The sequence below is a fragment of the Aeromonas sp. QDB20 genome, assembly GCF_027707805.1.
Taxonomy (GTDB): Bacteria; Pseudomonadota; Gammaproteobacteria; order Enterobacterales; family Aeromonadaceae; genus Aeromonas; species Aeromonas dhakensis.
Window position 1 is genome coordinate 40273 of the sequence record NZ_JAPCJC010000008.1, and the last position, 26977, is coordinate 67249.

Consider the following 26977-nt stretch of genomic DNA (forward strand, 5'->3'; position numbering starts at 1 on the left):
GACCGTATCGCTAAACAAGGAGTGTCTATGTCTGTACAACACCAGGATCCCCGCCACGATCCGAGCCGGATCATCCGTGCTCCCCACGGCACCCAGCTGACTGCCAAGAGCTGGCTCACCGAGGCGCCCCTGCGGATGCTGATGAACAACCTGGATCCGGAAGTGGCCGAGCATCCCCAGTCCCTGGTGGTGTACGGCGGCATCGGTCGCGCCGCCCGCAACTGGGCCTGCTACGACAAGATCGTCGAGGTGCTGACCCGCCTCGAGGAGAACGAGACCCTGCTGGTGCAATCCGGCAAGCCGGTCGGCGTGTTCCAGACCCACAAGGACGCACCGCGGGTGCTGATCGCCAACTCCAACCTGGTGCCGCACTGGGCCAACTGGGAGCACTTCAACGAGCTCGACAAGAAGGGCCTGATGATGTACGGCCAGATGACCGCCGGCTCTTGGATCTACATCGGCACTCAGGGCATCGTGCAGGGCACCTACGAGACCTTCTTCGCCGTGGCCAACCAGCACTTCAACGGCGAACCCAAGGGGCGCTGGATCCTCACCGGCGGGCTCGGTGGCATGGGCGGCGCTCAGCCGCTGGCCGCCACCATGGCCGGCTTCTCGATGATCGCCGTGGAGTGCGACGAGACCCGCATCGATTTTCGCCTCAAGACCCGCTACGTCGACAAGAAGGCCCATAGCCTGGATGAGGCGCTGGCCATGGTCGAGGAAGCCAGGCAGAGCGGCACTGCCGTCTCCGTCGGCCTGCTCGGCAATGCCGCCGACGTCTTCGCCGAACTGGTGGCCCGCGGCATCACGCCGGACGTGGTGACCGACCAGACCTCAGCCCACGACCCGATCCACGGCTACCTGCCCCAGGGCTGGAGCGTGGCCCAGTGGCGCGACCTGCAGAAGAGCGCGCCGCAAGAGGTCAATGTGGCCGCCCGCCGCTCCATGGCTCGCCAGGTGGAAGCCATGCTGACCCTGCAGGCCCGCGGCGCCGCCACGCTCGATTACGGTAACAACATTCGCCAGATGGCGCTGGAAGAGGGGGTCAAGAATGCCTTCGACTTCCCGGGCTTCGTGCCGGCCTACATCCGCCCGCTATTCTGCGAGGGCATTGGCCCGTTCCGCTGGGTGGCGCTCTCCGGCGACCCGGAAGACATCTACAAGACCGATCAGAAGGTGAAGGAGCTGATCCCGGACGATCCTCACCTGCACAACTGGCTCGACATGGCCCGCGAGCGCATCGCCTTCCAGGGCCTGCCGGCGCGGATCTGCTGGGTCGGGGTCAAGGATCGGGTGCGCCTGGGCCTGGCCTTCAACGAGATGGTGAAGAACGGCGAGCTGAAAGCCCCCGTCGTCATCGGCCGCGACCACCTGGATTCCGGCTCGGTAGCGAGCCCGAACCGCGAGACCGAATCCATGATGGACGGCTCCGATGCCGTCTCCGACTGGCCGCTGCTCAACGCCCTGCTCAACACAGCCGGCGGTGCGACCTGGGTCTCCCTGCACCACGGTGGCGGGGTCGGCATGGGCTTCTCCCAGCACTCCGGCGTGGTGATCGTCTGTGACGGCACCGACGACGCCGCCAAGCGGGTCGGCCGCGTGCTGCGCAACGACCCGGCCACCGGGGTGATGCGTCACGCCGATGCTGGCTACGAAATTGCCATCAACTGTGCCGTTGATGAGAAACTGGATCTGCCGATGATTGACGGCGCCAACGGTGTCAAAGGAAAGGTGTAACACCATGTTTGAACTGACTATTACCCCGGGCGAGCTGGATCTTGCCACCCTGCGCCGCGTCAGCCGCGAGCCGGTACACGTTTCACTGGATCCCGCCGCCCTGGCGGGGATCCACGCCTCCGCCGCCGTGGTCACCAAGGTGATCGAACAGAATCGCGTGGTGTATGGCATCAACACCGGCTTTGGCCTGTTGGCCAACACCCGCATTCCGGTGGAGCAGCTGGACGAGCTGCAGCGCTCCATCGTGCTCTCCCATGCCGCCGGTATCGGCGAGTACATGGATGACGCCACCGTGCGGCTGATGATGGTGCTCAAACTGAACTCCCTGGCCCGCGGTTTCTCCGGCATCCGGCTGGTGGTGCTGGAGGCCCTGATGCGCCTCATCAACGCCGAGGTCTACCCGGTGGTGCCTAAGAAGGGCTCCGTCGGCGCCTCCGGCGATCTGGCGCCGCTGGCCCACATGAGCTGCCTGCTGATCGGTGAAGGCAAGGCGCGCCACAAGGGCGAGCTGATCGATGCCACCACGGCCCTCAAGATTGCAGGCCTGGAGTCCATCGCACTGGCACCGAAAGAGGGACTGGCGCTGCTCAACGGCACCCAGGCGAGCACCGCCTTCGCGCTGGAAGGGCTGTTCCACGCCGAGGATCTCTACGCTGGCGCCATCACCATAGGTGCCATGAGCGTGGAGGCGGCCCTCGGCAGCCGCCGTCCGTTCGATGCCCGCATCCACGAAGTACGCGGCCAGCGCGGCCAGATCGACGCGGCCGCCTGCTACCGCCACCTGCTGGTGGATGGCAGCGAGATCGGCATGTCCCACCACAACTGCGAGAAGGTGCAGGATCCCTACTCCCTGCGCTGTCAGCCCCAGGTGATGGGTGCCTGCCTGACCCAGATCCGTCAGGCTGCCGAGGTGCTGGTGTGCGAGGCCAATGCGGTCTCCGACAACCCCCTGGTGTTTGCCGAGGATGAGGATATTCTTTCCGGCGGCAACTTCCACGCAGAACCCGTGGCCTTCGCCGCCGACAACCTGGCGCTGGCGATCGCCGAGATAGGCTCCCTGTCTGAGCGTCGCATGGCGCTGCTGATCGACTCGCGCATGTCCGGTCTGCCGGCCTTCCTGGTCAACAACGGCGGGGTGAACTCCGGCTTCATGATCGCCCAGGTCACCTCGGCGGCGCTCGCCTCCGAAAACAAGACCCTGGCCCACCCGGCCTCGGTGGACAGCCTGCCCACCTCCGCCAACCAGGAGGATCACGTCTCCATGGCCACCTTCGCCGGTCGCCGGCTGGCGGACATGGCCGAGAACACCCGCGGCATCCTGGCGGTGGAACTGCTGGCGGCAGCGCAAGGGTTGGATTTCCGCGCACCGCTGCGTTCCACCGAGCTGGTGGAGCTGGCCAAGGGCCGCCTGCGCGAAGAAGTCAGCTTCTACGACAAGGACAGGTACTTCGCGCCGGACATCGAGGCAGCCGCCGCCCTGCTGGGCCGTGCCAGCTATAACGACCTGATCCCGGCCGGCGTGCTGCCGAGCCTCTAAGCGGCCACCCAGCCCATGACAAAAGACCGCCCATCGGGCGGTCTTTTCGTTGCTGGGGTTGCTGATCCAGCGGTTATTCGTGCTCGAACATCAGGAACAGGTAGACCACGAACAACACCAGGTGGGTAGCCCCGTGCAGCGCATTGGTGCGGCCGCTGCTGAAGGTCACCTTGCACACCATGAGGGTGGTGATAAGTAGCACCATGTCGGCGGCGGAGAGGCCCAGACGCACCTCCTGCCCCAGCATGGCGCCGATGAACAACACGGCGGGCACTGTGAGGGCGATGGTGGCCAGCACGGAGCCGAAGTAGAGGTTCATGGCCCGCTGCAGCTGGTTGTTGAAGGCCGCCTTGATGGCGCCGACCGCCTCGGGGGCCAACACGATACAGGCGACGATGAAGCCCCCCAGCGCCGGCGGCGCCGCCAGCACCTTGACCCCGTGGTTGATGGGAATGGCGAGGGTCTTGGCCAGCAGGATCACCACCACCAGATAGGCGAGCAGCAACAGGGTGTGGTAGACGTTGCTCTGTAGCGGGCCGTGGTGCTCTTCGTAATCCTCGTGATCGCTGTCGATGAAGAAGTGGCTGTGGCTGCGGGTCTGGATCAGCAGGAAGACGCCGTAGAGCAGCACAGAGATGATGATCAGCATCCAGGACATGGCACTCGACATGCTGCCGATGTTGCCCCCCTCGGTGAAGTTGGGCAGTACCAGACAGAGCAGCGCCAGCGGAATGATGGCCACCAGATAGGATTTGACCCCGTCCAGATTGAAGCTCTGGGTGTGGTAGCGCCAGCCGCCAAACAGCAGGGTGAAGCCCACCAGGCCGTTGGTCACCAGCATCACCACCGCAAACATGGTATCGCGGGCCATCACCGGATTGGGTTCGCCGGTCAGCATGACCGAGGAGATCATCACCACCTCCAGCGAGATGACCGACAGGGTCAGGATCAGGGTGCCGAAGGGTTCACCCAGCTTGATGGCGAGGGCATCGGAGTGGCGCACCACCGAGAAGATGGCCCAGGTGACGATGGCAAGCAGCACAGCCGACACCGGAAGATAGATCCCGAGCGGAGTTGTCTCTGTCAGCAGGTCGCTACCGAGCGTCTTGAAGAAGAGCAGGGTGAGCAGGCCGACGGGCAGGGCAATCTCTTGCCGGATAAATGACTTCATAGGCAGTGGTTCTCATCTCGGGGCGGCGTGAGCCGACGGGTATGGAGCAGGATGGCACGTCACCGCAGTGACGGCCCTGCCAATGATAAAGGCTGTTGTCCGCGCAAGGAAAAAACATTTTGTTGCAAGATATGAGGGAGACGCATCCTCACCCGCTGCCAGCGCAGAGTCGTGCTCGCCTGTGCGGTCGAGGGGGCAGAGGCTGGCTCAGCGCTCGCCCCCGTGGTTCTGGTACCAGGCCAGCAGCCAGATCTTCAGCTTGGTCAGGGCCATGGGCGGGGCATAGACGTAACCCTGGATCAGGTGCACGCCGTGCTGGTCCAGATATTCCACCTGATCCTGGCGTTCGACCCCCTCGGCAATCATCTCCATGCCAGACTCGCGGCCAAAGGCGATGGTGGCATCCAGCACGCTGCGCTTGAGATCGTCTGTGCCTATGGTGTCGACGAACATCTTGTCGATCTTGATCTGGCGGATGCCGAGCCGCTGCAGGTAGGCGAAGCCGCCGTAACCGGTGCCAAAGTCATCCAGCTTGAAGTGGTAGCCCCGCTGCTGCAGGGCGCCGATCTCGGCGCTCGCCGTCTCGATGTCGGTGATGGGCTTGCGCTCGGTCAGCTCGAAGGTGAGCTGGGTGGGAGAGGGCCAGCCGTGGCGCAGCAGCAGATTGCGCAGGTGCGGTTGTTCCAGGTGAGAGGCCACTATGTTGACGCTGACCCACTGGCCGGGGATGAGCTTGGGCAGGTCGGCGATGACTTTTTCCAGCAGCTGGCTGGTCATCGGCAGGATCAGCTCCTGCTCTTCTGCATAGTCGATGAAGGCCCCTGGCGGGATCAGGCCGCCGCCCCGCTGCCAGCGCAGCAGCGCCTCGAATCCCACCACCTGCTGGCTGCGGCTGTCCACCACGGGTTGGTAGAAGGGGACGAACTCCCGCCGCGCCAGTCCGGCCTGCAACAATCCCTTGAGAGAGCGCCGGTAGTTGCGCAGCCCCCAGTAGGCCGCGACCAGCAGGGCCCCGACGGCGGCGCCGCACCAAAGCCCGTAGTAGCGGGCCTGCTGCAGGGCGTACTGCTCGAGCGCCTGGCCCGCCCACAAGGTCTGCCGGATCTGCTCGTGGGGATCGAGAAAACTGAGGCTGAGGCTTTGACTGCCCGCCTCCTCCTTGATGGCGCTGTCGCCGCGGGGGAAGGTCGGACTGGAGCCCCCCGGTTGCAGCTGGCTGAATTCGAGGTAGAAGCAGTTGGCGCAGGGATATTGCAGCAGAGCGTGGCTCCAGCTGTTGCTCAGCACCCAGTAGACTATGTTGCCGCCGCTGCGGTAGTAGGCGACTATCTCCTGTTCGGTGTTGAAGCGGGCCTGGGTGGCCGCGATCCCGAAAGCATCCTGATTGGGGTAGGGGGGCAGTTCGGCCAGGGTGAAGGGCAGATCCATCCCCAGGCTGGAGCAGCCGCCACCGGAGGCGAGCAGCAGCCCCTGGATACGGATGTGTTCGTTGTAAAAACGGGGGGCTCGCAGCAACGCCATGTCCTGCTCGCCGCAGTCAAAATGGAACTGCACCAGCTGGTTGCGGATGCTCTCGTCCAGTACCTGATGGCGTTCCACCAGGGCGGCATTGATCTCCTCTTTCTTCTTCTGCAGCAGTTGGTGGGCCAGGGTACCGCCGAGCAGCTGGCTGAGGGGAAGACTGGCCAGCAGCGGCAGACAGAACAGCAACAAAGTGAGCCAGAGTGGGGAGATGGTTCGCAAGGGGCACCTGCCTGATGGGCGAATAGGATGCATATGAGTGGCATCATCATAGTGCATTAGCTGCATCGATTTGAGCGGAGGCGATCACACTTGTGTCGTAGATTTATAATCTGCTGATAAATAATGGTTTTATAAAATCGGCTGCTGAAGATTCAATCGCTGACCTGTCATAAATGACAATTGTCCAGCTTATCTGAAGTGGCTAGAGTAGCCGTGCGGTTTGACTCACCGTGTGTTCAATACTCCTGTATCTGTTTTTTTGTCAGTAGCACAGAGTGTTAGTTTTGATATGAGTGTTTCTTTTGGTCCCCTCTGCGGGACCATTTTTCTGCCTGTCATTCGGCCATGGCCCTGAGCCCTGCCTCCCTTTCCTCTTCCTTGATCCTCCTTTTTTGGCTGCCACCCTGTCCGGGGCTTGGTGTTCTCGCACCTGTTTGGGTATGCTCGCCCGCTTAATTCCAGAAGCGGGATCTTCGTCCATAGGCGCGCTTCAAGGTTGGCTGATACGATGAAGCCACATGGAAGTTGTCGGGCATACGGAAAGGTACATGAAACTGACCACCCAGCTTGTCTCGTTTATTACCCTGTGCGTCATCGCGGCCATGGCCATGGTGCTGCTTGGCGGGGTGTTCAGCTTTCGCGAGCTGGGCATGGAGCTGCAGCAGAAGAAGGTCAACTCCCTGGTGGAGATCATCGACAAGCAGCTGGAGATCGCCGACGATCATCAGGATCTCACCCGCTGGCTGCCGACCCTGCTGCGCTCGGCCCACGTGGTTGAGCTGGAGATCCGCCAGAACAAGCAGCGGATCTACTGGTTTCGCGACGTGCAGCAGCCGACCGACGAGAGCCTGCTGATCCCCTATCACCAGGCCATTCCCCATCAACCCGACATGCAGGCCGACTTCAAGCTGGAGCGGCCGTTCAAGGAGTTCGAGTACTCCATCAAGGCCATGTCCGGCATCTCCCTCGGCATCTTCATCGTGGTGTTCGGGCTCTGGTACTCCATCCGCTGGCTGCGCTTGCAGTTGCGCGGGGCCGAGCTGCTGGCGGAGCGGGCCCAGCTGATCCTGGACGGCAAGCTGACCAAGCTGGCCCACGATCCGGCCGACGAGTGGCCGCAGTCCGCCAGCCAGGCCCTCAACTATCTGCTGGCCGAGCTGGCGGATGCCCGCAAGGAGCGCAGCCGCTTCGACAACTTCATCCGCAGCAACGCCTTCGTCGACAAGCTGACCGGCATCGGCAACCGGCTGTTCTTCGACAACCGGCTGGAGAGCGCCATCATGGAGGCGAGCGTGATGAGTGGCGGCGTGCTGCTGATCGAGCTGGCCGGGCTGGAGGAGCTGGATCCCGAGCTGAACGGCCGCCAGAGCCAGGATCTGCTGATGGAGGCGAGCGCCTCCATTGCCGTCTTCGTTCGCAAGCACAGCGGTGCCCTGCAGGCGCGCTATGCCGGCCAGGTGTTTGCGGTGCTGCTGCCCAACATGTCGGAGAGCGAGATGGTGGATGCCGCCGGCCAGCTGCACAAGAGTCTGCAGCGGCTGCACTGGCCCGAGGCGGTCAATGCCGACACCGCCGTCTATCTGGGGGCGGTCTGCTATCAGGCCGAGGACTCCCTGCTCAAGGTGCAGGAGGAGGCGGAGCTGGCGCTCAAGAGCGCGCAGCTGCAGGGCCACACCGGCTGGTTCCTCTACGAGAAGCAGCTGGACGAGGAGCAGAGCAGCAAGGGCACGGTGCGCTGGCGCACCCTGATCGGCCGGCGCATCGAGGAGCACGGCATCGACTTCTACGTGCAGCCGGTGCAGCAGGAGCGGGATCAGGTGGTGCTGCAGCAGGATCTGCTGATCCGGATCCACGACGAGCAGGGGCGGGAACTGCAGGCCGGCGTCTTCATGCCGATGGCGGAGAAGGCGGGGCTGCTGCTGCCGCTGGATCGGCTGGTGGCACAACAGACCCTCACCCTGTTGCGTCAGCGCTCCGAGCAGAGCTGTCCCATCAGCCTGACCCTCTGCGCCCAGAGCCTGCTGCACCGGGAGTTCCAGCGCTGGCTGTTCTTCGATCTGTTCCAACTGCCGCGCAGCACCAACGAGCGGCTGATCCTGCAGCTCTCCGAGGCCCAGGTGACCCGCCACTACGAGGCGCTCAAGCGGCCGCTGCGGGCGCTGCGCATGCTGGGCTGTCAGCTGGCCATCGATCATGCCGGCCAGGACGTGGTGAGCACCCAGTACATCAAGGAGTTCGAGATCAACTTCCTCAAGCTGCACCCCAGCCTGGTGCGCGAGATCCACACTCGCCAGGTCAACCAGATGGCGGTGCGCAGCCTGGTGGGGGGTTGTGCCAATACCCGCACCCGGGTCATCGCCGTGGGGGTGGAGAGCGGCGACGAGTGGAAGATGCTGCGCCACCTCGGGGTGCACGCCGGGCAGGGCCCCTGGTTCGCCGAGCCACAGCGGCTGGTGCTGGAACCGGCCGGCGCCTGACGGAGGCAAGAGAGGGTCGCCCGGGCGACCCTCTCTTTTTTGTGGTCAAGAGCGGTGGTTCAGCGCCTGCGCCGCGCCCGACCGTCCGTCACAGGCGCCCATGCTCTCTCAGCCCCGCCAGCCCCTGCATGCCGCCGGTATGGAGGAAGACGATCTTGCTGCCGCGCGGGATGCGACCGGCCGCCAGTTCGCGAAACAACCCCCACATCGCCTTGCCGCTGTAGATGGGTTCGAGTGGCAGACCCGTCTCGGTGCTGAAGGACAGCACCCACTGCCAGAGCGCCGGAGTGAATTTGGCATAGCCGCCGTCGTGGTGATCCAGCGCGATCCGCCAGCCGGGCGTGTCGGCAGCGGCCGGATGGAGGCGGCGCACCTCGTCGGCGATGAAGCTCCCCCCCTTGAGCACGGCGATGGCGAGGATCTGTTCCGGCTCCCGCTTGCCGGCGATGAGCCCGGCCAGGGTGCCGCCGCTGGCACAGGGCAGCACCCAGAGATCCGGCGAGAAGGGTACCTCGTCGACCAGCTCGGCCACCCCGGGGATGGCCAGCGGGCTGCTGCCCCCCTCCGGCACTATCAGGGTCTCTTCATCCTGGAATTGGTCCAGCCAGGCTGGATCCTGCCGCCGCCGGTAGCTCTGGCGGTCGACAAAAATGAGATCCATGCCCCAGCCTTTCGCCGCGCTCAGGGTAGCGTTGCTGACGGCCTCCGGTTCCCCGCGTATGATGCCGGTAGTACGCAGGCCAGATTGGCACCCGGCCGCCGCCAGGGCATGGATATGATTGGAGTAGGCGCCGCCAAACGAGAGCAGATGGCGCTTACCTTGCTCCTCGGCATACCGCAGGTGGTACTTGAGCTTGCGCCACTTGTTGCCCGAGATGGCGGGGTGGATCAGATCGTCCCGTTTGCACCAGAGCTGGACATCATGGGCGTTCAACAGCGGGTGCGAGACAGCGTGCAGCGGCGAGGGCAGCAGGGCCGGTTGCAACGGCAACGACAAGCCGGATTGGGGCTGGGGTGGCAATGAGTAATCCGTCATTTATCTGGAGGCTAATGCTCTGTTTATGCTAAGGTTTAATCCATTTTTGGCGGCCAGGTGCGGGTTTCAATGAAACAACTTTTCAGACGTTCGACCCCGGGCGGGCAGGTGGGACTCCTGTTGGCCGGCGATCGGATCATGCTGGCTTCGCTTGGCAACCAACCCATCTTCGCCACCCGCGCCATCAACGGCCCGCAAGAGTGGTCTCAGGCCATGGGCGAGCTGTTCAGCCGCCACGGCCTCGCCAAGTCTAAGGTGCGAGTCGCCCTCGCGGCCAGCCTTTATCAACAGGTCCAGATCGACAAGCCGGCGGTGCCCGATGCCGAAATGGTCGGCGCCCTGCCCTGGGCGGTCAAGGATTACGTCAACGAGCCCGTGCTGCAGCTCGCCATGGATTATGTGGACCTGCCCACCCCGCCCGCTGGCCGGCCGCGCATCAACGTGATCTGCGTGCCCAAGGCCCGGGTGCAGCAGCTGGCGGATGCGGTCAATCAGGTGGCGACCCTGGAGGCCATCGTCAGCGACGAGTTGGCGATGACCGCCCTCTACGAGCCGGATCAGACGGTACGCATGCTGCTGTGGCAGCCGAAGGGGCAGGATCTGCAGTTGTTGGTGTTCCATCAGGGGGGGCTCTGCTTCTCCCGTCAGCTGCGTGGTTTCACGGCCCTCGCCGGCGAGCACGAGCCGGACGCCATGCTGCTCGACTCGCTGGCGCTGGAGATCCAGCGCTCCCTCGATTACCTGGCGGGCCAGCTCAAGCTGCCGGAACTCGGCCAGATGCAGCTCGCCATCGCCTCGCCCTTCATCGGCACCCTGGTGCGGCACATGGAGCAGACCTTCGGCTTTGCCGTCTCCGCCATGGCCAACAAGGCGATCCTGTCTGGAGTCGAATATCTCTCGGCCTATGCAGCGGCTCTGGGGGAGGATGCCTGATGAAACGTCAGATCAACCTCTATGGCGCCGAGTTTCGGCCCAGACGGCAGTGGGCCAGCCTCAACCAGATGGCGCTGGTGTGGGGCGCTTGCGTGCTGGCGCTGCTGTGCGCCGCCGCCGTCATCGGCTGGCAGCAGCACGGGGTCGAGCGCGAGCTGGCCCAGCTGCGGGCTGAACTGGAGGTCAAACGCGGCGAGGCGCAGCGGCTGGATGCCGAGCTGGCCCGTCACCAGGCCGATGGCCTGCTGCAGCAACAGCTTGCCACCAGGCAGGAGGAGCTGACAGCCAAGCAGGGCCTGATCAGGCAGCTGGGCAGCCTGGCGCTGCAAAAATCCAGGGGCTATGCCGGGCTGATGGCCGATCTCTCCCGCATCCGGGATCCGCAGCTCTCCTTGCAGCGGATCGAGATCGCCGACGGGCGTGTCAACCTGTCCGGTTTCGCCGGCCGCAGCCAGGACGTGCCGGCCTGGGTCAACCGTTTCAAGCAGACCCCCAGTCTGGCTGGCAAGCAGTTTGGTGAATTGACCTTGAGCCGTGACAAGGAGGGCCGGCTGGCCTTCCAGCTCAGCGGCATCGAACGGGAGAAGCCCTGATGAGCCTGAAAGCGCAGTGGCAGGCCTGGGCAGACAAGCTGGCCGCCCTCAGCCAGCGTGAGCGGGTACTGATCATGCTGACCGGCGTGGTGCTGGTCGGTGCCATCTCCACCTATGGTTGGCTGGATGCCGCCGTGGTGCGGCTGGAGCAGGATCGGCTGGCGCTGAGCTCTGCCCAGCGGGATCTGGAGGTCATGGATCTCGAGAACCAGGGCAAGCAGGCCAGGCTGGCGCGGGATCCGGATCAAAACGTGCGCACCCAGCTGGCTGGCGTGGATGAGGAGATCGGCAAACTGGATGCGGCGCTCAAGGCCCAGACGGTGGATCTGATCCAGGCCCACGAGATGCCGGAAGTGCTGGAGGCGCTGCTGTCGCGCTCCGCCAATCTGCACATGGTGGCGCTCACTTCGCTGGCGCCCGAGCCGCTGATGGCGGGCGAGCAGCGCATCAACCTGTTCAAGCACGGCATCCGCCTCAAGCTGGAGGGCGGCTATTTCGACGTCTACCAGTACCTCAAGGCGCTGGAGGCGCTGCCGCGCCACTTCTACTGGAAGCAGTTTGACTATCAGGTGCAGGAGCACCCCAAGGCCGTGGTGGAGATGGAGATCTACACCCTCAGCACCAGCAAGGAGTTCATTCGTGGCTAGATGGTTTCCTCTGTGGGCGTGTCTGTTCACCCTGCTGGCCCAGGCGCAGACCGAGGTGTTGCAGGATCCCACCGCTCCCTTGAGCGGCGTCACCAGTGGCGCCAGTGCGACCGGTTCCCGCGAGGCCGGTCTGCCCAGGCTGCAGAGCATCATGCTGGGCAACGGCCCGGCACTGGCGGTGCTCAACGGCAACAGTTATCGGGTCGGCCAGCAGGTCGAGGGCTATCGTGTGGTGGCCATCAGTGCAGATGCCGTGGTGCTGGAGAAGGGGGGCAAGCGCCAGTCGCTGACCCTGTTTGCCAGCAAAATCCGCATCTGAACGCGCTCCGTCCGGGATGGGCGGGGCCAGGTTTGTCGAGTTTAATTGCAAGTCAGGGCGCACTAATTACACGAAAAAACATCATCTCTGCCTGATTTCCGTGGCCGTGCTGACGGCAGGCTGTACCAGCTACCGTCACCCAGAACCCGTGCAGGCCAAGGACGCGCTTCGGCATGCCATGACCGAGCAGAGCAAGGCCGGCGCATTGACCAGCGTACCCAAGTCGGTACAGAGCGAACTGCTGCAACTGAACCGCCCGCCCCAGGCCATCAGCATGCCGGAGCCCAGGCTGCGCATCGCCGCGCACGACGTGGATGCGGTGGAATTTTTCGGCTCTCTGTTCAAGGGCTCCCGCTACAGCGTGGCGGTGCACCCCGGGGTGGCCGGCCAGATCTCGGTCGAGCTCAAGGACGTGACCCTGACCGAAGTGCTGGCGGTGGTGGGTGACATGTACGGCTTCGATGTGCAGCGCAAGGGCAACGTGTTTCACGTCTACCCGGCCGGGTTGCGTACCGAGACCATTCCGGTCAACTACCTGATGATGTCCCGGCGCGGCCTCTCCCGCACCTCGGTCAGCACCGGCGGGGTGGCCTCTAACGACAGCAACAGCAGCAATAACAACAACTTCGATAACGCCAACGGCAGTACCAACAACAACACCAGCAACCGCTCCTCCAATGGCGGCTCGGGCAGTGACGGCAACGGCACCCGCATCGAGACCGACACCAACAGCGACTACTGGACCGATCTGCGCGATACCCTGCAGACCCTGATCGGCAGCGGCGACGGCCGCGCCGTCATCACCAGCCCGCAGGCGGGTCTGGTCACCGTCCGGGCCTATCCGAAGGAGCTCAAGGCGGTGCGCGAGTTCCTCAACCAGTCTGAGAGTCATCTCAAGCGCCAGGTGGTGCTGGAGGCGCGGATCCTGGAGGTGGCCCTCAGCGAAGGCTACGAGCAGGGGGTGGACTGGAGCGGATTGACGGCCAGCTGGGATGGCAACAAGGGTATTCCGACGGTGGCTCAGCCCATCCTGACTGCTCCGGGCAGCGACCCTGCGTACAAGCTGTTGAACGGTGCCGGTTCGCTGGGAACCAGCCTGGTGGGCGCAACAAACCCGATTTTCAAGGCAATTGGTGGTGGTGCCGGTTTTACCATCACGGATGGCAACTTCAACGTGGCGGTCAACCTGCTCAAGACCCAGGGGGATGTGAATACCCTCTCCAGCCCGCGGGTGACGGCGACCAACAACCAGAAGGCGGTGATCAAGGTGGGGACCGACGAGTATTTCGTCACCAACGCCTCCACCACGACCACCACCTCAGGGACATCGGCACCGATAGTCACGCCCAATGTAGAGCTGACCCCCTTCTTCTCCGGCATCGCGCTGGATGTGACGCCGCAGATCGACGAAGAGGGCAAGGTGCTGCTGCATATCCACCCCTCCGTCATCGACACCGAAGAGCAGAAGAAAACCATCGATGTCGGCACGGCGGATCCCTTGGTCCTGCCGCTGGCCAGGAGCTCGATCCGCGAGTCCGATACCGTGGTGCAGGCCAACAACGGCGACATCATCGTCATCGGTGGCCTGATGAAGACCGACAAGCAGGAGATCGTCAGCAAGGTGCCGCTGCTGGGGGACATCCCCTGGGTCGGCGAGGCCTTCACCAACCGGCGCGAAAGCACCAAGAAGGTGGAGCTGGTGATCCTGCTCAAACCGACCGTGGTGGAGAAGGACACCTGGCAGAACGAACTGCAGCGCTCCTCCGAACTGCTCGACAAATGGTATCCCCCCAAGGGTTGATGGCATGAACGCGTATCAGGCTCTGTCCCCTGGTCTGGTGCTGCCGGGTGGTCTGTTGCAGACCACCCGGCCTTGGCGTGGGAGCTGACGACATGTACCTGAACCACTTCGGGCTGCAGGAGGCCCCCTTCGGCCTCACTCCCAACACCGGTTTCTATTACGGGCTGCCCCCGCACGAGGAGGCGCTGCAGGTGCTCAACTGGGCGCTGGCACAGGGGGAGGGCTTCATCAAGGTGACCGGCGAGGTCGGCACCGGCAAGACCCTGCTCTGCCGCAAGCTGCTGAGCGAGCTGGGATCCGAGGAGCAGCCGGTGCGTCTGGCCTGGCTGCCCAACCCCCATCTCACGCCGGCCGAGCTGCGCATCGCCCTGGCGCTGGAGCTGGGGTTGCCGGTGCGGGATCAGAGCGAGCTGGATCTGACCGACCGCATCCATCGCCACCTTATCAGCCTGCATCGGCAGGGGAGCCGGGTGGTGGTGCTGATCGACGAGGCGCAGGCGCTGCCGGACGAGACGCTGGAAGCAATCCGGCTGTTTGGCAACCTGGAGACCGAGTCGAGCAAGCTGCTGCAGATCGTGCTGTTCGGCCAGCCCGAGCTGGATAGCCGGTTGGCCAAGCCCCATCTGCGCCAGCTGCGCCAGCGGATCGGCTTCTCCTACTGCCTGCGGCCGCTGCGGTTCGACGAAACCCGCGCCTATCTGGAGCACAGATTGCACATCTCCGGTTATCGCGGGGCCCCGCTGTTTGGTGGGGCGGCCCTGCGCCAGCTGTGGCGCGCCTCGCGCGGCATCCCGCGGCTCATCAACATACTGGCACAGAAGTGCCTGATGCTGGCCTACGGTCAGGGGGCGCGCCAGATCGACGGCCGGCTGGTGCGACTGGCCGTGCGCGACACCGATGACGCTCGCCGCCTGCTGTCGCGGCGCTGGTGGCCGCTGCTGTTGCTGCTGGGCTGCGCCCTCGCCTATGGAGTCTGGCAATGAGCGTGATCAATCAGATGCTCAAGGATCTGGAACAGCGCCAGCAGGGGGGCGAGGGAGCCGTCTATGTGCCGCCCGTCCGCCAGCAGGGCTGGTGGATGTTGCTGCTGACCCTGATCTGCGGGCTGGCCCTCGGCATTCTGGGCTGGCGTACCTGGATCTACTGGCAGCAGAGCCAGCGGGTCGCTGAAGTTCGTCAGTTGCAGGCGGCTGGCGAGCCCACACCGGACGCCGTTGCCCACGCCGTGCCCGCCCTTGTGCCGGCCAGTGCAGAACAGGAACCGGTGGATCAGGTGGTGGCGCTGCCGACCCCGCGCCAGCTTGCCCCATCGCCGGCCGCCGAACCGAGACAGGCGCCGGCTGCGCAGGAAGAGGCTGTCGCCGACGAGGCAGACGTAGCGGCCGTCGACGAGGAGGGGCCGAGCGACGAGGAGCTGCAACCCGACCTCTATGCCGAACTGGCGGCGGAGCAGGAGGCCCCCGCGGCCGCGCCGCGCAAGCCCGGCATCCTCAAGATAGAGACGGTCAACCTCTCCGAGGCCGAGCTGGCCACCCTGGCCGAGCGCAAGGCCACCACCGCCATGGCCAAGGGCCAGCTGCGCGATGCCCAGGACAACTACTATCAGGTGCTGGCCCACGATCCCCGCAATCAGGGGGCGCGCGAGCAGCTGGCGGGTCTGCTCTACGGCGAGGGGCGGTTGAGCGAGGCGAGCCAGTTGCTGGAGGAGGGGCTCAGGCTCGATCCGGGGCAGGCGGATTTTCGGCTGTTGCTGGCGCGGCTCGCCATCAGTGGCGGTGATCAGCGCAAGGCGCTGGATTGGCTGACCGGCTACCGACCGGATCTCGCCAGCAATCTGGACTATTACGCCACCTGGGCCGGGCTCAGCCAGGAGCTGGGCCAGCACACCGAGGCGGCGGATCTCTATGTGAAATTGTTGCGCCAGCAGCCGGATCAAGGCCGCTGGTGGCTCGGGCTCGGCGTGGCCGAGGATGGGCAGGGCCACAGCCAGCGGGCGCTGGACGCTTATCGCAATGCCCAGTTGCACGGCAACCTGGGCGAGGCCTCGACCAGCTGGCTTGAACAGCGTATTGCCCAGCTCGCCCCCTGACGGGTGGCCGGGATCACTTTTTTGGAGTTTGCATGGCACAACCCAGACTGAAAATGCGCCTCGGCGACCTGCTGGTACAAGAGCAGATCATCTCGGATGATCAGCTGCAGCTCGCCCTGCAGCAGCAGCGTCAGACCGGCCGCAAGCTGGGCACCACCCTGATCGATCTCGGCTTCATCAGCGAGGTGCAGCTGCTGCAGTTCCTCGCCCGCCAGCTGGACGTGCCCTTCTTCGATCTCAACAACCTCACCATAGATGCGTCGGCGGTGCCGCTGCTGCCGGAAGTGCAGGCGCGCCGCTACCGGGCGCTGGCGGTCAACCTCACCGACAACAGGGTGACGGTGGCCATGTCGGATCCGGCGGACCTGAGCGCCCTCGACGCCATCGCCGCCCTGCTCAGTCCCCGCGAGATGGTGCTGGCGGTGGCCCGGGAAGGGCAGCTGCTGGAGTATTTCGACCGCCTCTATCGCCGCACCCGCGAAATAGAGAGCTTCGCCGAGCAGCTGCACGAGGAGTATCAGGACGCCGGCTTCGAGCTCGGCTCCAGCAACCTGGGGGCCGGCGACGAGGGGGAGGCGACGGTGGCCAAGCTGCTGCGCTCCCTGTTCGAGGACGCGGTGCAGGTGGGGGCCTCCGACATTCACATCGAGCCGGACGAGAAGGTGCTGCGCATTCGCCAGCGCATCGACGGTATCCTGCACGAGAACATATTGAGCGAGGTGCGCATCGCCCAGGCGCTGGTGCTGCGGCTCAAGCTGGTGGCCGGGCTCGACATCTCCGAGAAGCGGTTGCCGCAGGATGGCCGCTTCAACATGAAGGTGCGCGGCCGCGACGTGGATGTGCGGATGTCGACCATGCCGGTGCAGTACGGCGAGTCCGTGGTGATGCGGCTGCTGGACCAATCCTCCGGCATCCTGTCGCTGACCGAGACCGGCATGCCGCCGGAGATCCTGACCCGCTTCCGGCGCCAGCTCAAACGGCCCCACGGCATGATCCTGGTGACGGGCCCCACCGGCAGCGGCAAGACCACCACCCTCTACGGCGCTCTCTCCGAGCTCAACCAGGCCAGCCAGAAGATCATCACGGTGGAAGATCCGGTGGAATACCGGCTGCCCAGGGTCAATCAGGTGCAGGTCAATCCCAAGATCGGGCTTACCTTCTCCCACGTGCTGCGCTCCACCCTGCGCCAGGACCCAGACATATTGCTGGTGGGGGAGATGCGGGACAACGAAACGGTGGAGATCGGCCTGCGCGGTGCCATCACTGGCCACCTGGTGCTGACCACGTTGCACACCAACGACGCCGTCACCAGCGCCCTGCGCCTCATCGACATGGGGGCGCCCGGCTATCTGGTGGCGAGTGCGCTGCGGGCCGTGGTGGCCCAGCGGCTGGTGCGGCGGGTGTGCGAGCACTGCGTGGAGGAGAAGGCGCCGGACGAGGGGCAGGCCACCTGGCTGACCGTGCTCTCCGGCGAAGCGCCGGGGGCACACGTCTACCACAAGGGACGCGGCTGCCAGAGCTGCAACTTCACCGGCTACGCCGGCCGGATCGGGGTGTATGAGTTGCTGGAGCTGGATCAGCCCATGATGGATGCCCTGCGCCGCAACGACGCCGAAGGGTTTGCCAGGGCGGCGCGGGAGCACGAGCACTACCGACCCCTGGCCCTGACGGCGCTCGACTATGCCCGCCAGGGGATCACCTCGGTGGACGAGGTGCTGAGACTGGCCGAGGATCTGGGGTAAGTGATGACCAACTTCATCGGCAGTGAACGGGGCCGGCTGGCGCGAGGCACACCATGAGCAGCTTTGCCTACAAGGGGCGCGACAGCCAGGGCAATGCCGTCAGCGGCGTGGTGGACGCGGCCAACGAGATGGCCGCGGCCGAGCAGCTGATGCGTCGCGGCGTGATGCCGACCGAGTTGAAACCCGGCAAGGCGAAGGCGGCCGCCCTCGACTGGTCCCTGTTGCTGGAGCGGGGCGTGCGGCTGGACGAGCTGGTGGTGTTCAGCCGCCAGATGTATGCCCTGACCCGGGCCGGCATCCCCATCCTGCGCGCCATCGCCGGGCTGGAGGAGAGTGCCCACAGCAAGCCGCTCAAGCGGGCGCTGCACGCGCTGGGGGAGGATCTGGGCAACGGCCGGCCGCTGTCGAGTTCGATGCAGGCTCACCCCAGGGTGTTCAGCAGCCTGTTCGTGGCCATCATCCACGTGGGGGAGAACACGGGTCAGCTGGAAGAGGCGTTCTTGCAACTGGCCAACTATTTCGAGCTGGAGCTGGAAACCCGCAAGCGGATCAAGACCGCCATGCGCTACCCCAGCTTCGTGCTGATTGCCATCGGCATCGCCATGGTGATCCTCAACATCATGGTGATCCCGGTCTTTGCCGGCATGTTCGCCAAATTTGGCGTCGAGCTGCCGCTGGCGACCCGGATCCTGCTCGCTACCTCCCACTTCTTCGTGCACTACTGGTGGGTGATGCTCGGCGTGCTGCTGGCCATGGTGTTTGGCTGGCGGCACTGGGTCAGCACGGTCAAGGGCAAGCTGACCTGGCACAGATGGCAGCTCAAGTTGCCGATCGTCGGCACCATCATAGAGCGCTCCCTGCTGGCCCGCTTCGCCCGCAGCTTCTCCATGATGCTCAAGGCCGGGGTGCCGCTCAACACGGCGCTGAGCCTGGTGGCCGACGCGGTGGACAACGCGCACATGGCGGGGCGGATCCGCGACATGCGGGCCGGCATCGAGCGGGGCGAGAGCCTGCTGCGTACCGCCGGGGCCAGCGGCCTGTTTACCCCGCTGGTGATGCAGATGATCGCGGTGGGGGAAGAGACCGGCCAGGTCGATGATCTGCTGCACGAGGCGGCCGAGTATTACGAACGGGAGGTGGATTATGACCTCAAGAGCCTCACCGCCCGGATCGAGCCGATCCTGATCGGGATCGTGGCGGTCATGGTGTTGATCCTGGCGCTGGGTATCTTTACGCCGATGTGGGACATGATGCGGGCCGTACGCGGCAAATAGCCGGTATCTTTACCGTCACTGCGGGGCATGGTGTGCGCCGTACGCGGCAAATAGCCGGTCAACGAGGCGGGATATGATGCGGGCGGTGTGGATAAGCGGCAGAGCGTGGAGCGAGACGGGTGAGTCGACAGTCACAACAGGATGAGCACTGGCTGGGAGGCTATCGGCGACTGGCCGCGGTGATCCTGTTGCTGATCATAGTGGCGACCCTGGCCCGGAGCTATCTTGTCCATCGGGAGGAGGCGCTGGCAGTCAGCCTGACCCTGCTGGGGGAGCAGTTTGCCGAGCGAGCCCAGCGCCTGCACGGACTCTGGCTCGAGCAGCGACGACCGGCCCTGTTGCACGTCGACGGGGTGGCCTGGCAGTTTGATGCGCAGGGCTGGCCGCTGGGTAGCGGTGACCCGCTGACTCCCTCCGAGCATTGCCGCTGGCTGTGGGATCGGCTCATCGGCGCAACGGCCTCGACCCAGCCGCCGGTGCAGGCCCTGGCGAGCCTGGATGGCACCGGATGTGAGTTCGGCTTGGAACCTAATTGGCTGATTTATCACTTTTCTGACGGCAGAGTGCTGGAAAAGCCCTGAATGAGGCTTTTTTTGCGAGCCAGCTAAATGATTTTTTTGTATCTACATGAAATAATGTGGGTTATTACGGAGGGTTCATGACAACAACGCGACTGGTTCCAAAATATGCCGGTGTGGCGAGCCCCCATCGGGCAGCGGGTTTCTCGTTGATCGAACTGGTGATCGTCATCGTCATCCTGGGGATCCTGGCGGTGACGGCCTTGCCCCGTTTTCTCGATGTGACCGACGAGGCCAAGAAGGCCAGCGTGGAGGGGGTCTCCGGCGGGTTTGCTACTGGCGTATCGCTGGTGCGGGCCCAGTGGGAGGCCGAAGGGCGTGCCAAGCAGGACAGCCTCAATACCGTGCTCTATGACGGCTCCCGCTTCTACCTGACCACGCCGACCGATACCCAGGTCAGCAATGGCGAGCTGTCGCCCGGCTATCCCATGGATACTTCGGCGGGCGGTGGCATCGACGTGGATCCAGCCAACCTGACGGCCCCGCGCTGTCTCAAGATTTGGGAGGGTCTGCTGCAGAACCCGCCCAAGGCTACCACCAGCTTCAGCGAGGTGCGTAGTAGTGGCAATGACCTGAAATACTATGTCAGTGTGACCAATAACGGCCTGGACTCGGTCTGCCGCTACTATCTGGTCAATAGTTTGAGTAAGGGTAGTGATGGCAAGTATCAGGATCCGCAAGGCAGTACTGATGCATTCATGAGTTTCAGTTACCGTCCGGCTTCCGGTCAGGTGACCACCAACATTAATTGACAGAGGAAAACAAGATGAAAAAACAGGCGGGTTTTACCCTGATCGAACTGGTCATCGTGATCATCATTCTGGGTATCCTGGCAGTGACCGCAGCACCCAAGTTCCTGAATCTGCAGGATGATGCTCGCAAGGCTGCTGCTGATGGTGTGAAGGCATCCTTGCAAAGTGCGGCCAACCTGGTTTACAGCAAAGCTGCAATTCAGGGTATCGAAAAGTCTTCTGCTGCTGTATCTGTTGCGGGAACTACTGTTAAGGCTAAGTTTGGCTATCCGACAGCAGATACCATTGCAAGCGTAGTTACCTTAGATGGATGGGATGAAGTATCTGCATCCAAAGGGACCTTCAAGCCAGATGCTGCAGGCAATAACGCTAATTGCCAAGTCAAATACAATGAGGCATCAGAGAGTGCTCCCTTTAGTGTTGATGTCAGTGGTTGTGGTAACTGATTGTTTGAGAAGGCGAGGCTTCGGCCTCGCTTTCTCTTTTCCCTGAAGAGAATCCCCATGCCTGCAACCAAGGGCTTTACCCTGATTGAACTGGTACTGGTGATCCTGTTGCTAGGGATTCTAGCCGCCTTTGCCGTGCCCAAATTGCTGGGCAAAGGCGGCGTTGAAACCCAAACCCTGCGTGATGAGCTGCTGACCCGGCTGCGGTTGGTGCAGACCATCAACATGCATGAACCCGCCGACCGCTGTACCCAGCTGGTGGTGGAGGCTTCCCGTTTTGCCCATATCACGCAGGCGGTTGCCGGTGCGGCGTGTCCGGTTCCCGGCCCCATGGCCGGCTGGAGCGACAATCAGCGCACCCGTGGCCGCCTGGTCACCCCTTCCACCGGTATGAGCATCTCCCTCAATAACGCCAGCAGTTTCGTGATCCGTTTTGATCAGATGGGCAGGCCGCTCGGGAGTTGTGCCACGGGCTGTACCTTGCGGGTCAGCGATGGCCAGGAGACGGGCGGCATCAAGATAGAGTCGGAGGGCTTCATTCATGAGAGCCCCTGATCGCGGTTTTACCCTGATTGAACTCATCGTCGGCATAGTGCTGCTGGCGGTGGCCTTGACCGGCATCCTGGGTCTGCTCGTCAACCAGGCCCCCAGCGCGGTGGATCCGGTGCAGCAGGTGCGGGCGGCTCAGCTGGCCCAGCGGTTGGCCGGCGAGATCCAGCAAAAGTCGTTCGACGAGCAGTCGGATCACAACGGTGGCCGTTATCGCTGTGGCGAGACATTCAATGGCCAGTTTTACGGGGATTGCAGTTGTCCAGTTGGTGTGACTTGCACCCAGAAGCCTCCTGCTCCGGCGATTACTGGTTGGCAGACCAGCCAGTATGGCCCCGATGGTGAGCCCTCTCCCTATGCCTATAACGACGTGGACGATTTCGATACCGCCGGCAGCTGGCAGGATGCCAGCTTCTACACCCAGAGCGGCGGCATCATCGCCAGCGACGAGTATCGCAACTATCAGGTCAGGATTGCGGTGAGCCCGGTCGACTTCAGCGATGGCACCTTCAAGAGCTGTGCGTCCCCCTGTTCGGTGGGCAAACGCATCGATCTGCAGATCAAACTGCCGGATGAGAGCGTGCTCGACTTCTCCTTCTATCGGGGCAACTACTGATGCGGACGGCGGGCGGTTTTACCCTGATCGAACTGGTGATGGTGATCCTGCTGCTGGGGATCATGGCCACCTTCGCCAGCCAGTTCATCGGCATCGGCAGCCAGATCTACGGGGATGCCAGCAGCCGCGAGCAGCTGATGAGCGATGCCCGCTTTGCCATGGAGCGGCTCAACCGCGAGGTACGCAATGCGTTGCCGGGTTCCGAGCGCATCGAGACCCTGGACGGCAGCTGGAGCGACAGCGGCCCCTGCCTGCGCTTCTGGCCCATCAGCACCTCCAGCCGTTACATCGCCCTCAACCGGAATGTGTCCGGCAGCACAACCACCCTCGAATTGGTGATGGCCACCCCCGCCTCGGCCGTCGATCCCTTGAGCCCGGATGCCAGTGCAGTCGCGGTGGGGGATCTGCTGGCCGTCTTCCCGCTGCCCGATGCCAACCAGCCTTCGCTCAGCAATGGTTGCGAGTACGGGCGCTGCGTCGCCAGTGTCACCGAAGTGCTGGCGCCGGTCTCGGGGGCACAGACCCTGCGCTACGCAGCGACCGAGAGTCTGGCCGGCCTCTCCCCTGGTAGCCGGGTCTACTTTGCCCGCGAACAGGTACGCTATTGTGTGCAGGCGGGGTCCATGTACCGCGCCAGCATGGCGCTGAATGGTGCAAGCGCGGCCATGCCGCTGGGGATCCTGATGGCCGACTCCCTGCGGGCCGGCTCTTTCTATCGGGAGGCCACGGCCTTCAACAGCGAAGGGGAGTTCGGTGTGCGGCTGGTGTTCGAGCGCAAGGGGGAAGCGGTCACCTTCAACCACAAGCTGGGGGTGTTCAATGTTCCCTGAGCGGCGCCAGAGCAAGAAGATGGGGGGCAGTGCCCTGATGATCGCCCTGTTCGTGATCGTGGTGATGGCCATGCTGGCGGCGGTCATGGGGCGTTTTCTGCTCGACAGCAGCGAGAAGAACACGGTGGAGGTGCGCAGCGTGCGCGCCCTGCTGGCGGCCCAGAGCGGGCTGGAGCTGGCGCTCTATCGACTGTTCCCCAACCGGACGGCGGCCCAGCCCCAGCCACCGGCACAGTGCGAGCCCAGCAGGACGATCAGTTTCGCCGGCAACCCCGGGCTGGTGGATTGTGAGGCGGTGGTGCAGTGCCGCACCCTGGCGACCAGCTACAACAACGTGACGAGCACCGGCTATCGGCTCGAGAGTGTCGGCACCTGCGGTTTGCGCAATGACCTGACCAGTGCCAGTCCAGACTTCAGGGTGAGCCGCACCCTGATGGTCGAAGCGTATGACGGAGGCTGATGATGAAATGGTTGTGGGCGCTGGCCCTCTTCACTAGCCAGGTCTGGGCCTTCGATCCCATCGATACCGGCACCTTCTTTCCGGCCGTGGTGCAGGGTCATCATGACGACAACAACGATGTTTGCCACCAGATCAGCGGCTATCAGCTGAGCCAGCTCAACAACGCCAAGATCAACGGTACCGGCGGGTTGCCGCTCAACTTCTGCTCCATCCGGCCGGATCAGAACAATACTCCCCGTTGCGATAACGGAGCGGGTGGCTACAAGGTCTGCGCCGTCACCGGCAGCGATATCCGCGGCCTTGCGCTGACAGGCAACAACAAGTTCCCGACCATAGCTGCCAGCAATGACCTGACTTGCTCATCAGGCGCTCAAACTGCCTCCAACGCTGCCTATCGCACCATGAAAGTGGACGGCTGCACCATGACCTTCCCCAGTCGCAGCTCGTATCAGATCAAGACCCTGACTCTGCTTAACAAGGCGACTCTGATACTGGGGGACGGTGACTATTTCATCGACAAGTTGAATATCGACAACGTGACCATTCGCCTCTCCGGTAGCGGCACAACCCGGATCTTTGTCAATCAGGACGTCACTCTGCTCAATACGGTCAGCGTCAACAGCAATGGTCAGGGGAGCCTTGTCTGGGTTAACTACGGCAACATGGTGCTCGATAACGCCACCACATTTTATGGCTATCTCTACACCGACGGCCGCTTGACCATGAACAACAACGCCACCGTCTATGGCAGGGTGACGGCCGGTTACCTGAGCATGGACGCCCAGTCCAGCATCAACGACTACTCGGTGCCGCCGCCGTTGACCTGCTTTACCGACGGTTTCGACAGCGGCCAGATCAACCCGGACAGCTGGGTGGTGGCCCAGCGCAACAACAGTACCCTGCCATCGGTACAGAATGGCCGTCTGCGGCTCACCCAGAACGTCACCGATCAGGCCACCTCGGCGACCTTCCAGCGCCTCTTTCCGGGGGCCGGCAACCTGGTGACGATCGAATTCGATCAATACGCCTACAAGACCTCTGGCACGAGCGGGGCCGATGGTATGGCGGTGGTGCTCTCCGATTCGACCCTGACGCCGCAGCCGGGGGCCTTCGGCGGCCCGCTGGGCTATGGCTACAAGACCGGGATCAGCGGCTTTGCCGGCGGCTGGCTCGGGGTCGGGCTCGATGAATACGGCAACTATGCCAACGAGGGGGGAAGTGCCAACCTGGGGTCGCGGCCGCAGGCGGTCTCCATCCGCGGCTCTGGGTCTGGCACCTCAGGCTACAACTATCTCGCCGGTACCGGCAGCTACCTGAGCCCGACCGTCGACAGCGGCACCAACGGCAACCGGCCCCATCGCTATCGCATCACGGTCGACTCCCGGGTGGCCGGCAGCTCGCTGGCCACGGTGGAGCGGGATACCGGGGCTGGCTACAGCTCCCTGATCGGCCCCCTCAACATGGCGAGCCAGGCCGGTCAGGCGGCGGTGCCGGCCAATTTCCTGCTGTCGCTGACCGGCTCCACCGGCTCGGTGACCAACTACCACGAGATTGACAACGTGCGGATCTGCGCCCTGCGATCCAGCCCGGTGGGCACCCAGATCGATCACTTCGAGTTCGATCACAGCGGCAATGCGCTGACCTGCAACCCGGAAACCCTCACCATCCGTGCCTGTGCCAACCCGGATTGCAGCGTGCTGATCACCGATCCGGTCAGCGCGACCCTGCTCCCCACCACGACGACCAGCGGCGGCTGGGTCGGGGGCAACGTAGTCAACTTCAGCGGTGGCAGCACAACATTGCAGCTCAGAAACACGACGGCAGGCGCGGTCACCGTGGGGGTCAGCGGTTCGACGCCCTCGACCAAGCCGCTCAGCACCACCCTCTGCCGCTCGGGTGGCGGGGCGCTGAGCAGCGCCGCCTGCACCCTCACCTTTGCCGACAGCGGCTTCATCTTCGATGTGCCCGACACCTACTCGAACCAGCCGCAGACGGTGGCCATCAAGGCGGTCAAGAAGAGCGACGTGACCAAGCAGTGCGTACCGGGGTTTGCCAACCAGAGCAAGAGCATCAAGTTCTGGAGCAGCTATGTCTCGCCCGCCAGCAACATCTACAACAGCAGAATGAGCGTCAACAACAGCGTGATCGGCACCAGCCAGGGCAGTGCCACTGCGCTCTCCCTCAGCTTCGATGCCCAGGGGCAGTCGAGCATGACGGTCACCTATCCGGATGCCGGCAAGGTTCAGCTGGATGCCCGCTACGACGGCACCGGCAGTGAAGCTGGCCTGGTGATGCTGGGCTCGGATTCGTTTGTGGCGCGGCCGGTGGGGCTCTGCATCACGACCGCAGCGGCAGCATGTACGGGCAACTATGCCAGCTGCCCGATCTTCAAGAAGGCGGGGGAATCATTTCAGGTCGACATCAAGGCGGTGGCCTGGGAGTCAGCCAACGACGGCGACATCTGCACCGGCAATCTCGCAACCCCCAATTTCTCGCTCAGCGGCATCGCCCTGAGCAATACCCTGGTGGCGCCGACGCCGGGCAGTACCGCCAGTCTGGGTAAAACCAGTTATGACCATGGCGCTGCGGCCAACGGGACGACCAGCATGGAACAGAGCGTCAGCGAGGTGGGGGTGTTCAGGCTGACGGCGACCCCGCCGACCAATGGCTACTTCAATACCACAGTCCCGCCGAGCCAGAGCCAGCCGGTGGGCCGCTTCATCCCGGCCGACTTCGAGCTGGTGAGCGGCGACATAGTACCGGCCTGCGATCCCTTCACATATATGGGGCAGCCCTTCGGGGTTGCGCTGGATGTGCGCGCCCGCAACCTGGCCGGTGCCCAGACGTCGAATTACACGGGGGATTTCGCCAAGGGCAGTGCGTTTATCACTGCGGCCAACAACAAGGATGGCAAGACCTTGTCGAGCCGCCTGCGCAGCCTGCAGCCGCTGCCGTGGCTCGATGGACGAGCCGCCTTTACCGGCAGCAGCGAGTTTGTTCGCGTGTCAGACTCCCAGCCGGATGGCCCCTACAAGTCGCTGCTGTTTGGCCTCTACATGCGGGATAACGATGGCGACAGAAGCCTGATCGCCATGCCCAATTTCAACGATGGGGTGATGGGTGACTGCAGTGGTGGCAGTTGCAACGCCCGCCTGATCGACACAGTGCCGATGCAGGTCTATTTCGGCCGGCTGCTGGCGAAGACCGAGACCGGGGTGGCATCGGCCGCCTTGGCCGTGGCGCAGCAGATGCAGTATTACGAGGCCGGTGGCTGGCAGCAAAACAGGCTGGATCAATGCACCCTGCTGTCGCTGGCCAATCAGGGCTTCAGCTTCTCGGGCGCAGGCCAGAGCCTCGATACTGCCAACAGCGAGCTCAACATAGGGGGCAATCGCAAGATAAAACTGGGGCTGGGCAGCTCGCCACCGGGCGGCATGGCGGCGGTGGCCAAAGATGGCGAGATCCTGCTGCAGTTTGGCAAACCCGAGATGGCGGTGCGCATTCCCTACCGGGTGGAGCTAGCGAAACAGCCGACACAACCACTCTGGCTGTCGGATCCCCAGACCCTGCAGGGGGAGGCCATTTTCGGCTCAAGTCGCGGTAATGACAGAATTATTTATCGGCGCGAAGTGATGCATTGAGCGGGG

The 26977-nt window shown here is 63.8% G+C and carries 23 protein-coding genes; 20 read left to right on the forward strand and 3 right to left on the reverse strand.

Annotation, left to right across the window (positions count from 1 at the left end; genetic code table 11):
* Positions 1-27 precede the first annotated feature (27 nt).
* Both hutU and hutH read left to right on the forward strand, forming a co-directional pair.
* Entirely contained in the window at positions 28-1737 is a 1710-nt protein-coding gene (hutU, locus tag PG897_RS11975; RefSeq protein ID WP_201882147.1) for a urocanate hydratase, read from the forward strand.
* A 4-nt stretch (positions 1738-1741) separates the two neighbouring features.
* Complete coding sequence (gene hutH, locus PG897_RS11980; RefSeq protein ID WP_201882145.1) at positions 1742-3274, forward strand: histidine ammonia-lyase; 1533 nt, start codon at positions 1742-1744, stop codon at positions 3272-3274.
* 73 nt (positions 3275-3347) lie between these two features.
* Here hutH and PG897_RS11985 read toward each other — a convergent pair whose 3' ends face one another.
* Positions 3348-4445 carry a calcium:proton antiporter gene (locus PG897_RS11985; protein ID WP_005308064.1) on the reverse strand — a complete coding sequence of 366 codons (1098 nt, stop codon included), beginning with the start codon at positions 4443-4445 and terminating at the stop codon, positions 3348-3350.
* A 207-nt stretch (positions 4446-4652) separates the two neighbouring features.
* A complete protein-coding gene (locus tag PG897_RS11990; protein WP_201882143.1) occupies positions 4653-6188 on the reverse strand; it encodes an EAL domain-containing protein in 1536 nt (511 codons plus the stop codon).
* Positions 6189-6736: 548 nt separating this feature from the next.
* Between PG897_RS11990 and PG897_RS11995 the strand changes: the two genes are divergently transcribed.
* The gene (locus tag PG897_RS11995; protein ID WP_270829040.1) at positions 6737-8665 is read left to right on the forward strand and encodes an RNase E specificity factor CsrD; all 1929 of its coding nucleotides are present in this window, start codon (positions 6737-6739) and stop codon (positions 8663-8665) included.
* 88 nt (positions 8666-8753) lie between these two features.
* Here the strand turns inward: PG897_RS11995 and PG897_RS12000 are convergent, their stop codons facing one another.
* Positions 8754-9701, reverse strand: coding sequence for a 1-aminocyclopropane-1-carboxylate deaminase/D-cysteine desulfhydrase (locus tag PG897_RS12000; RefSeq protein WP_052248729.1), 948 nt, complete (start codon positions 9699-9701; stop codon positions 8754-8756).
* Positions 9702-9770: 69 nt separating this feature from the next.
* Here PG897_RS12000 and mshI point away from each other — a divergent pair, with 69 nt between their 5' ends.
* The 17 genes from mshI (at position 9771) to PG897_RS12085 (ending at position 26971) form a co-directional block, all read left to right on the forward strand.
* Positions 9771-10634, forward strand: coding sequence for an MSHA fimbrial biogenesis protein MshI (mshI, locus tag PG897_RS12005; RefSeq protein ID WP_201885230.1), 864 nt, complete (start codon positions 9771-9773; stop codon positions 10632-10634).
* The gene (locus tag PG897_RS12010; protein WP_201882136.1) at positions 10634-11227 is read left to right on the forward strand and encodes a PilN domain-containing protein; all 594 of its coding nucleotides are present in this window, start codon (positions 10634-10636) and stop codon (positions 11225-11227) included. The genes mshI and PG897_RS12010 overlap by 1 nt, the downstream gene beginning before the upstream one ends.
* Positions 11227-11874 carry an MSHA biogenesis protein MshJ gene (locus PG897_RS12015; protein WP_201882134.1) on the forward strand — a complete coding sequence of 216 codons (648 nt, stop codon included), beginning with the start codon at positions 11227-11229 and terminating at the stop codon, positions 11872-11874. Before PG897_RS12010 ends, PG897_RS12015 begins: the two co-directional genes overlap by 1 nt.
* Complete coding sequence (locus tag PG897_RS12020) at positions 11867-12193, forward strand: SctD/MshK family protein (protein ID WP_042049241.1); 327 nt, start codon at positions 11867-11869, stop codon at positions 12191-12193. Before PG897_RS12015 ends, PG897_RS12020 begins: the two co-directional genes overlap by 8 nt.
* Before the next feature lie 16 nt (positions 12194-12209).
* On the forward strand, positions 12210-13994 hold the full coding sequence (gene mshL, locus PG897_RS12025; protein WP_270829042.1) for a pilus (MSHA type) biogenesis protein MshL: 1785 nt from the start codon (positions 12210-12212) through the stop codon (positions 13992-13994).
* A 92-nt stretch (positions 13995-14086) separates the two neighbouring features.
* Complete coding sequence (gene mshM, locus PG897_RS12030; RefSeq protein ID WP_201882132.1) at positions 14087-14977, forward strand: MSHA fimbrial biogenesis protein MshM; 891 nt, start codon at positions 14087-14089, stop codon at positions 14975-14977.
* The gene (locus tag PG897_RS12035) at positions 14974-16083 is read left to right on the forward strand and encodes a tetratricopeptide repeat protein (RefSeq protein WP_201882130.1); all 1110 of its coding nucleotides are present in this window, start codon (positions 14974-14976) and stop codon (positions 16081-16083) included. Before mshM ends, PG897_RS12035 begins: the two co-directional genes overlap by 4 nt.
* A gap of 32 nt (positions 16084-16115) precedes the next feature.
* Positions 16116-17825 carry an MSHA fimbrial ATPase MshE gene (gene mshE / locus PG897_RS12040; RefSeq protein ID WP_017778493.1) on the forward strand — a complete coding sequence of 570 codons (1710 nt, stop codon included), beginning with the start codon at positions 16116-16118 and terminating at the stop codon, positions 17823-17825.
* Between the two features lie 53 nt (positions 17826-17878).
* On the forward strand, positions 17879-19099 hold the full coding sequence (gene mshG / locus PG897_RS12045; RefSeq protein ID WP_010635376.1) for an MSHA fimbrial biogenesis protein MshG: 1221 nt from the start codon (positions 17879-17881) through the stop codon (positions 19097-19099).
* Positions 19100-19218: 119 nt separating this feature from the next.
* The gene (locus PG897_RS12050; protein WP_201882128.1) at positions 19219-19680 is read left to right on the forward strand and encodes a hypothetical protein; all 462 of its coding nucleotides are present in this window, start codon (positions 19219-19221) and stop codon (positions 19678-19680) included.
* A 77-nt stretch (positions 19681-19757) separates the two neighbouring features.
* Positions 19758-20429 carry an MSHA fimbrial major subunit MshB gene (gene mshB, locus PG897_RS12055; RefSeq protein WP_201882126.1) on the forward strand — a complete coding sequence of 224 codons (672 nt, stop codon included), beginning with the start codon at positions 19758-19760 and terminating at the stop codon, positions 20427-20429.
* Positions 20430-20443: 14 nt separating this feature from the next.
* A complete protein-coding gene (locus PG897_RS12060; protein WP_095591860.1) occupies positions 20444-20875 on the forward strand; it encodes a prepilin-type N-terminal cleavage/methylation domain-containing protein in 432 nt (143 codons plus the stop codon).
* Between the two features lie 57 nt (positions 20876-20932).
* Entirely contained in the window at positions 20933-21430 is a 498-nt protein-coding gene (locus PG897_RS12065; protein WP_201885229.1) for a prepilin-type N-terminal cleavage/methylation domain-containing protein, read from the forward strand.
* Entirely contained in the window at positions 21417-22040 is a 624-nt protein-coding gene (locus PG897_RS12070; protein ID WP_201882124.1) for a type IV pilus modification PilV family protein, read from the forward strand. Before PG897_RS12065 ends, PG897_RS12070 begins: the two co-directional genes overlap by 14 nt.
* Positions 22040-22870, forward strand: coding sequence for a PilW family protein (locus PG897_RS12075; protein WP_201882122.1), 831 nt, complete (start codon positions 22040-22042; stop codon positions 22868-22870). Before PG897_RS12070 ends, PG897_RS12075 begins: the two co-directional genes overlap by 1 nt.
* Positions 22860-23330 carry a hypothetical protein gene (locus PG897_RS12080; RefSeq protein ID WP_017764675.1) on the forward strand — a complete coding sequence of 157 codons (471 nt, stop codon included), beginning with the start codon at positions 22860-22862 and terminating at the stop codon, positions 23328-23330. Before PG897_RS12075 ends, PG897_RS12080 begins: the two co-directional genes overlap by 11 nt.
* A complete protein-coding gene (locus PG897_RS12085; protein WP_270829044.1) occupies positions 23330-26971 on the forward strand; it encodes a DUF6701 domain-containing protein in 3642 nt (1213 codons plus the stop codon). The genes PG897_RS12080 and PG897_RS12085 overlap by 1 nt, the downstream gene beginning before the upstream one ends.
* Positions 26972-26977 lie beyond the last annotated feature (6 nt).

Coding starts and splice junctions, on each gene's coding strand:
- hutU (WP_201882147.1), top strand. CDS start 28: ATGTCTGTACAACACCAGGATCCCCGCCACGATCCGAGCCGGATCATC.
- hutH (WP_201882145.1), top strand. CDS start 1,742: ATGTTTGAACTGACTATTACCCCGGGCGAGCTGGATCTTGCCACCCTG.
- PG897_RS11985 (WP_005308064.1), bottom strand. CDS start 4,445: ATGAAGTCATTTATCCGGCAAGAGATTGCCCTGCCCGTCGGCCTGCTC.
- PG897_RS11995 (WP_270829040.1), top strand. CDS start 6,737: ATGAAACTGACCACCCAGCTTGTCTCGTTTATTACCCTGTGCGTCATC.
- PG897_RS12000 (WP_052248729.1), bottom strand. CDS start 9,701: ATGACGGATTACTCATTGCCACCCCAGCCCCAATCCGGCTTGTCGTTG.
- mshI (WP_201885230.1), top strand. CDS start 9,771: ATGAAACAACTTTTCAGACGTTCGACCCCGGGCGGGCAGGTGGGACTC.
- PG897_RS12010 (WP_201882136.1), top strand. CDS start 10,634: ATGAAACGTCAGATCAACCTCTATGGCGCCGAGTTTCGGCCCAGACGG.
- PG897_RS12015 (WP_201882134.1), top strand. CDS start 11,227: ATGAGCCTGAAAGCGCAGTGGCAGGCCTGGGCAGACAAGCTGGCCGCC.
- mshL (WP_270829042.1), top strand. CDS start 12,210: ATGGGCGGGGCCAGGTTTGTCGAGTTTAATTGCAAGTCAGGGCGCACT.
- mshM (WP_201882132.1), top strand. CDS start 14,087: ATGTACCTGAACCACTTCGGGCTGCAGGAGGCCCCCTTCGGCCTCACT.
- PG897_RS12035 (WP_201882130.1), top strand. CDS start 14,974: ATGAGCGTGATCAATCAGATGCTCAAGGATCTGGAACAGCGCCAGCAG.
- mshE (WP_017778493.1), top strand. CDS start 16,116: ATGGCACAACCCAGACTGAAAATGCGCCTCGGCGACCTGCTGGTACAA.
- mshG (WP_010635376.1), top strand. CDS start 17,879: ATGAGCAGCTTTGCCTACAAGGGGCGCGACAGCCAGGGCAATGCCGTC.
- mshB (WP_201882126.1), top strand. CDS start 19,758: ATGACAACAACGCGACTGGTTCCAAAATATGCCGGTGTGGCGAGCCCC.
- PG897_RS12060 (WP_095591860.1), top strand. CDS start 20,444: ATGAAAAAACAGGCGGGTTTTACCCTGATCGAACTGGTCATCGTGATC.
- PG897_RS12065 (WP_201885229.1), top strand. CDS start 20,933: ATGCCTGCAACCAAGGGCTTTACCCTGATTGAACTGGTACTGGTGATC.
- PG897_RS12070 (WP_201882124.1), top strand. CDS start 21,417: ATGAGAGCCCCTGATCGCGGTTTTACCCTGATTGAACTCATCGTCGGC.
- PG897_RS12075 (WP_201882122.1), top strand. CDS start 22,040: ATGCGGACGGCGGGCGGTTTTACCCTGATCGAACTGGTGATGGTGATC.
- PG897_RS12080 (WP_017764675.1), top strand. CDS start 22,860: ATGTTCCCTGAGCGGCGCCAGAGCAAGAAGATGGGGGGCAGTGCCCTG.
- PG897_RS12085 (WP_270829044.1), top strand. CDS start 23,330: ATGATGAAATGGTTGTGGGCGCTGGCCCTCTTCACTAGCCAGGTCTGG.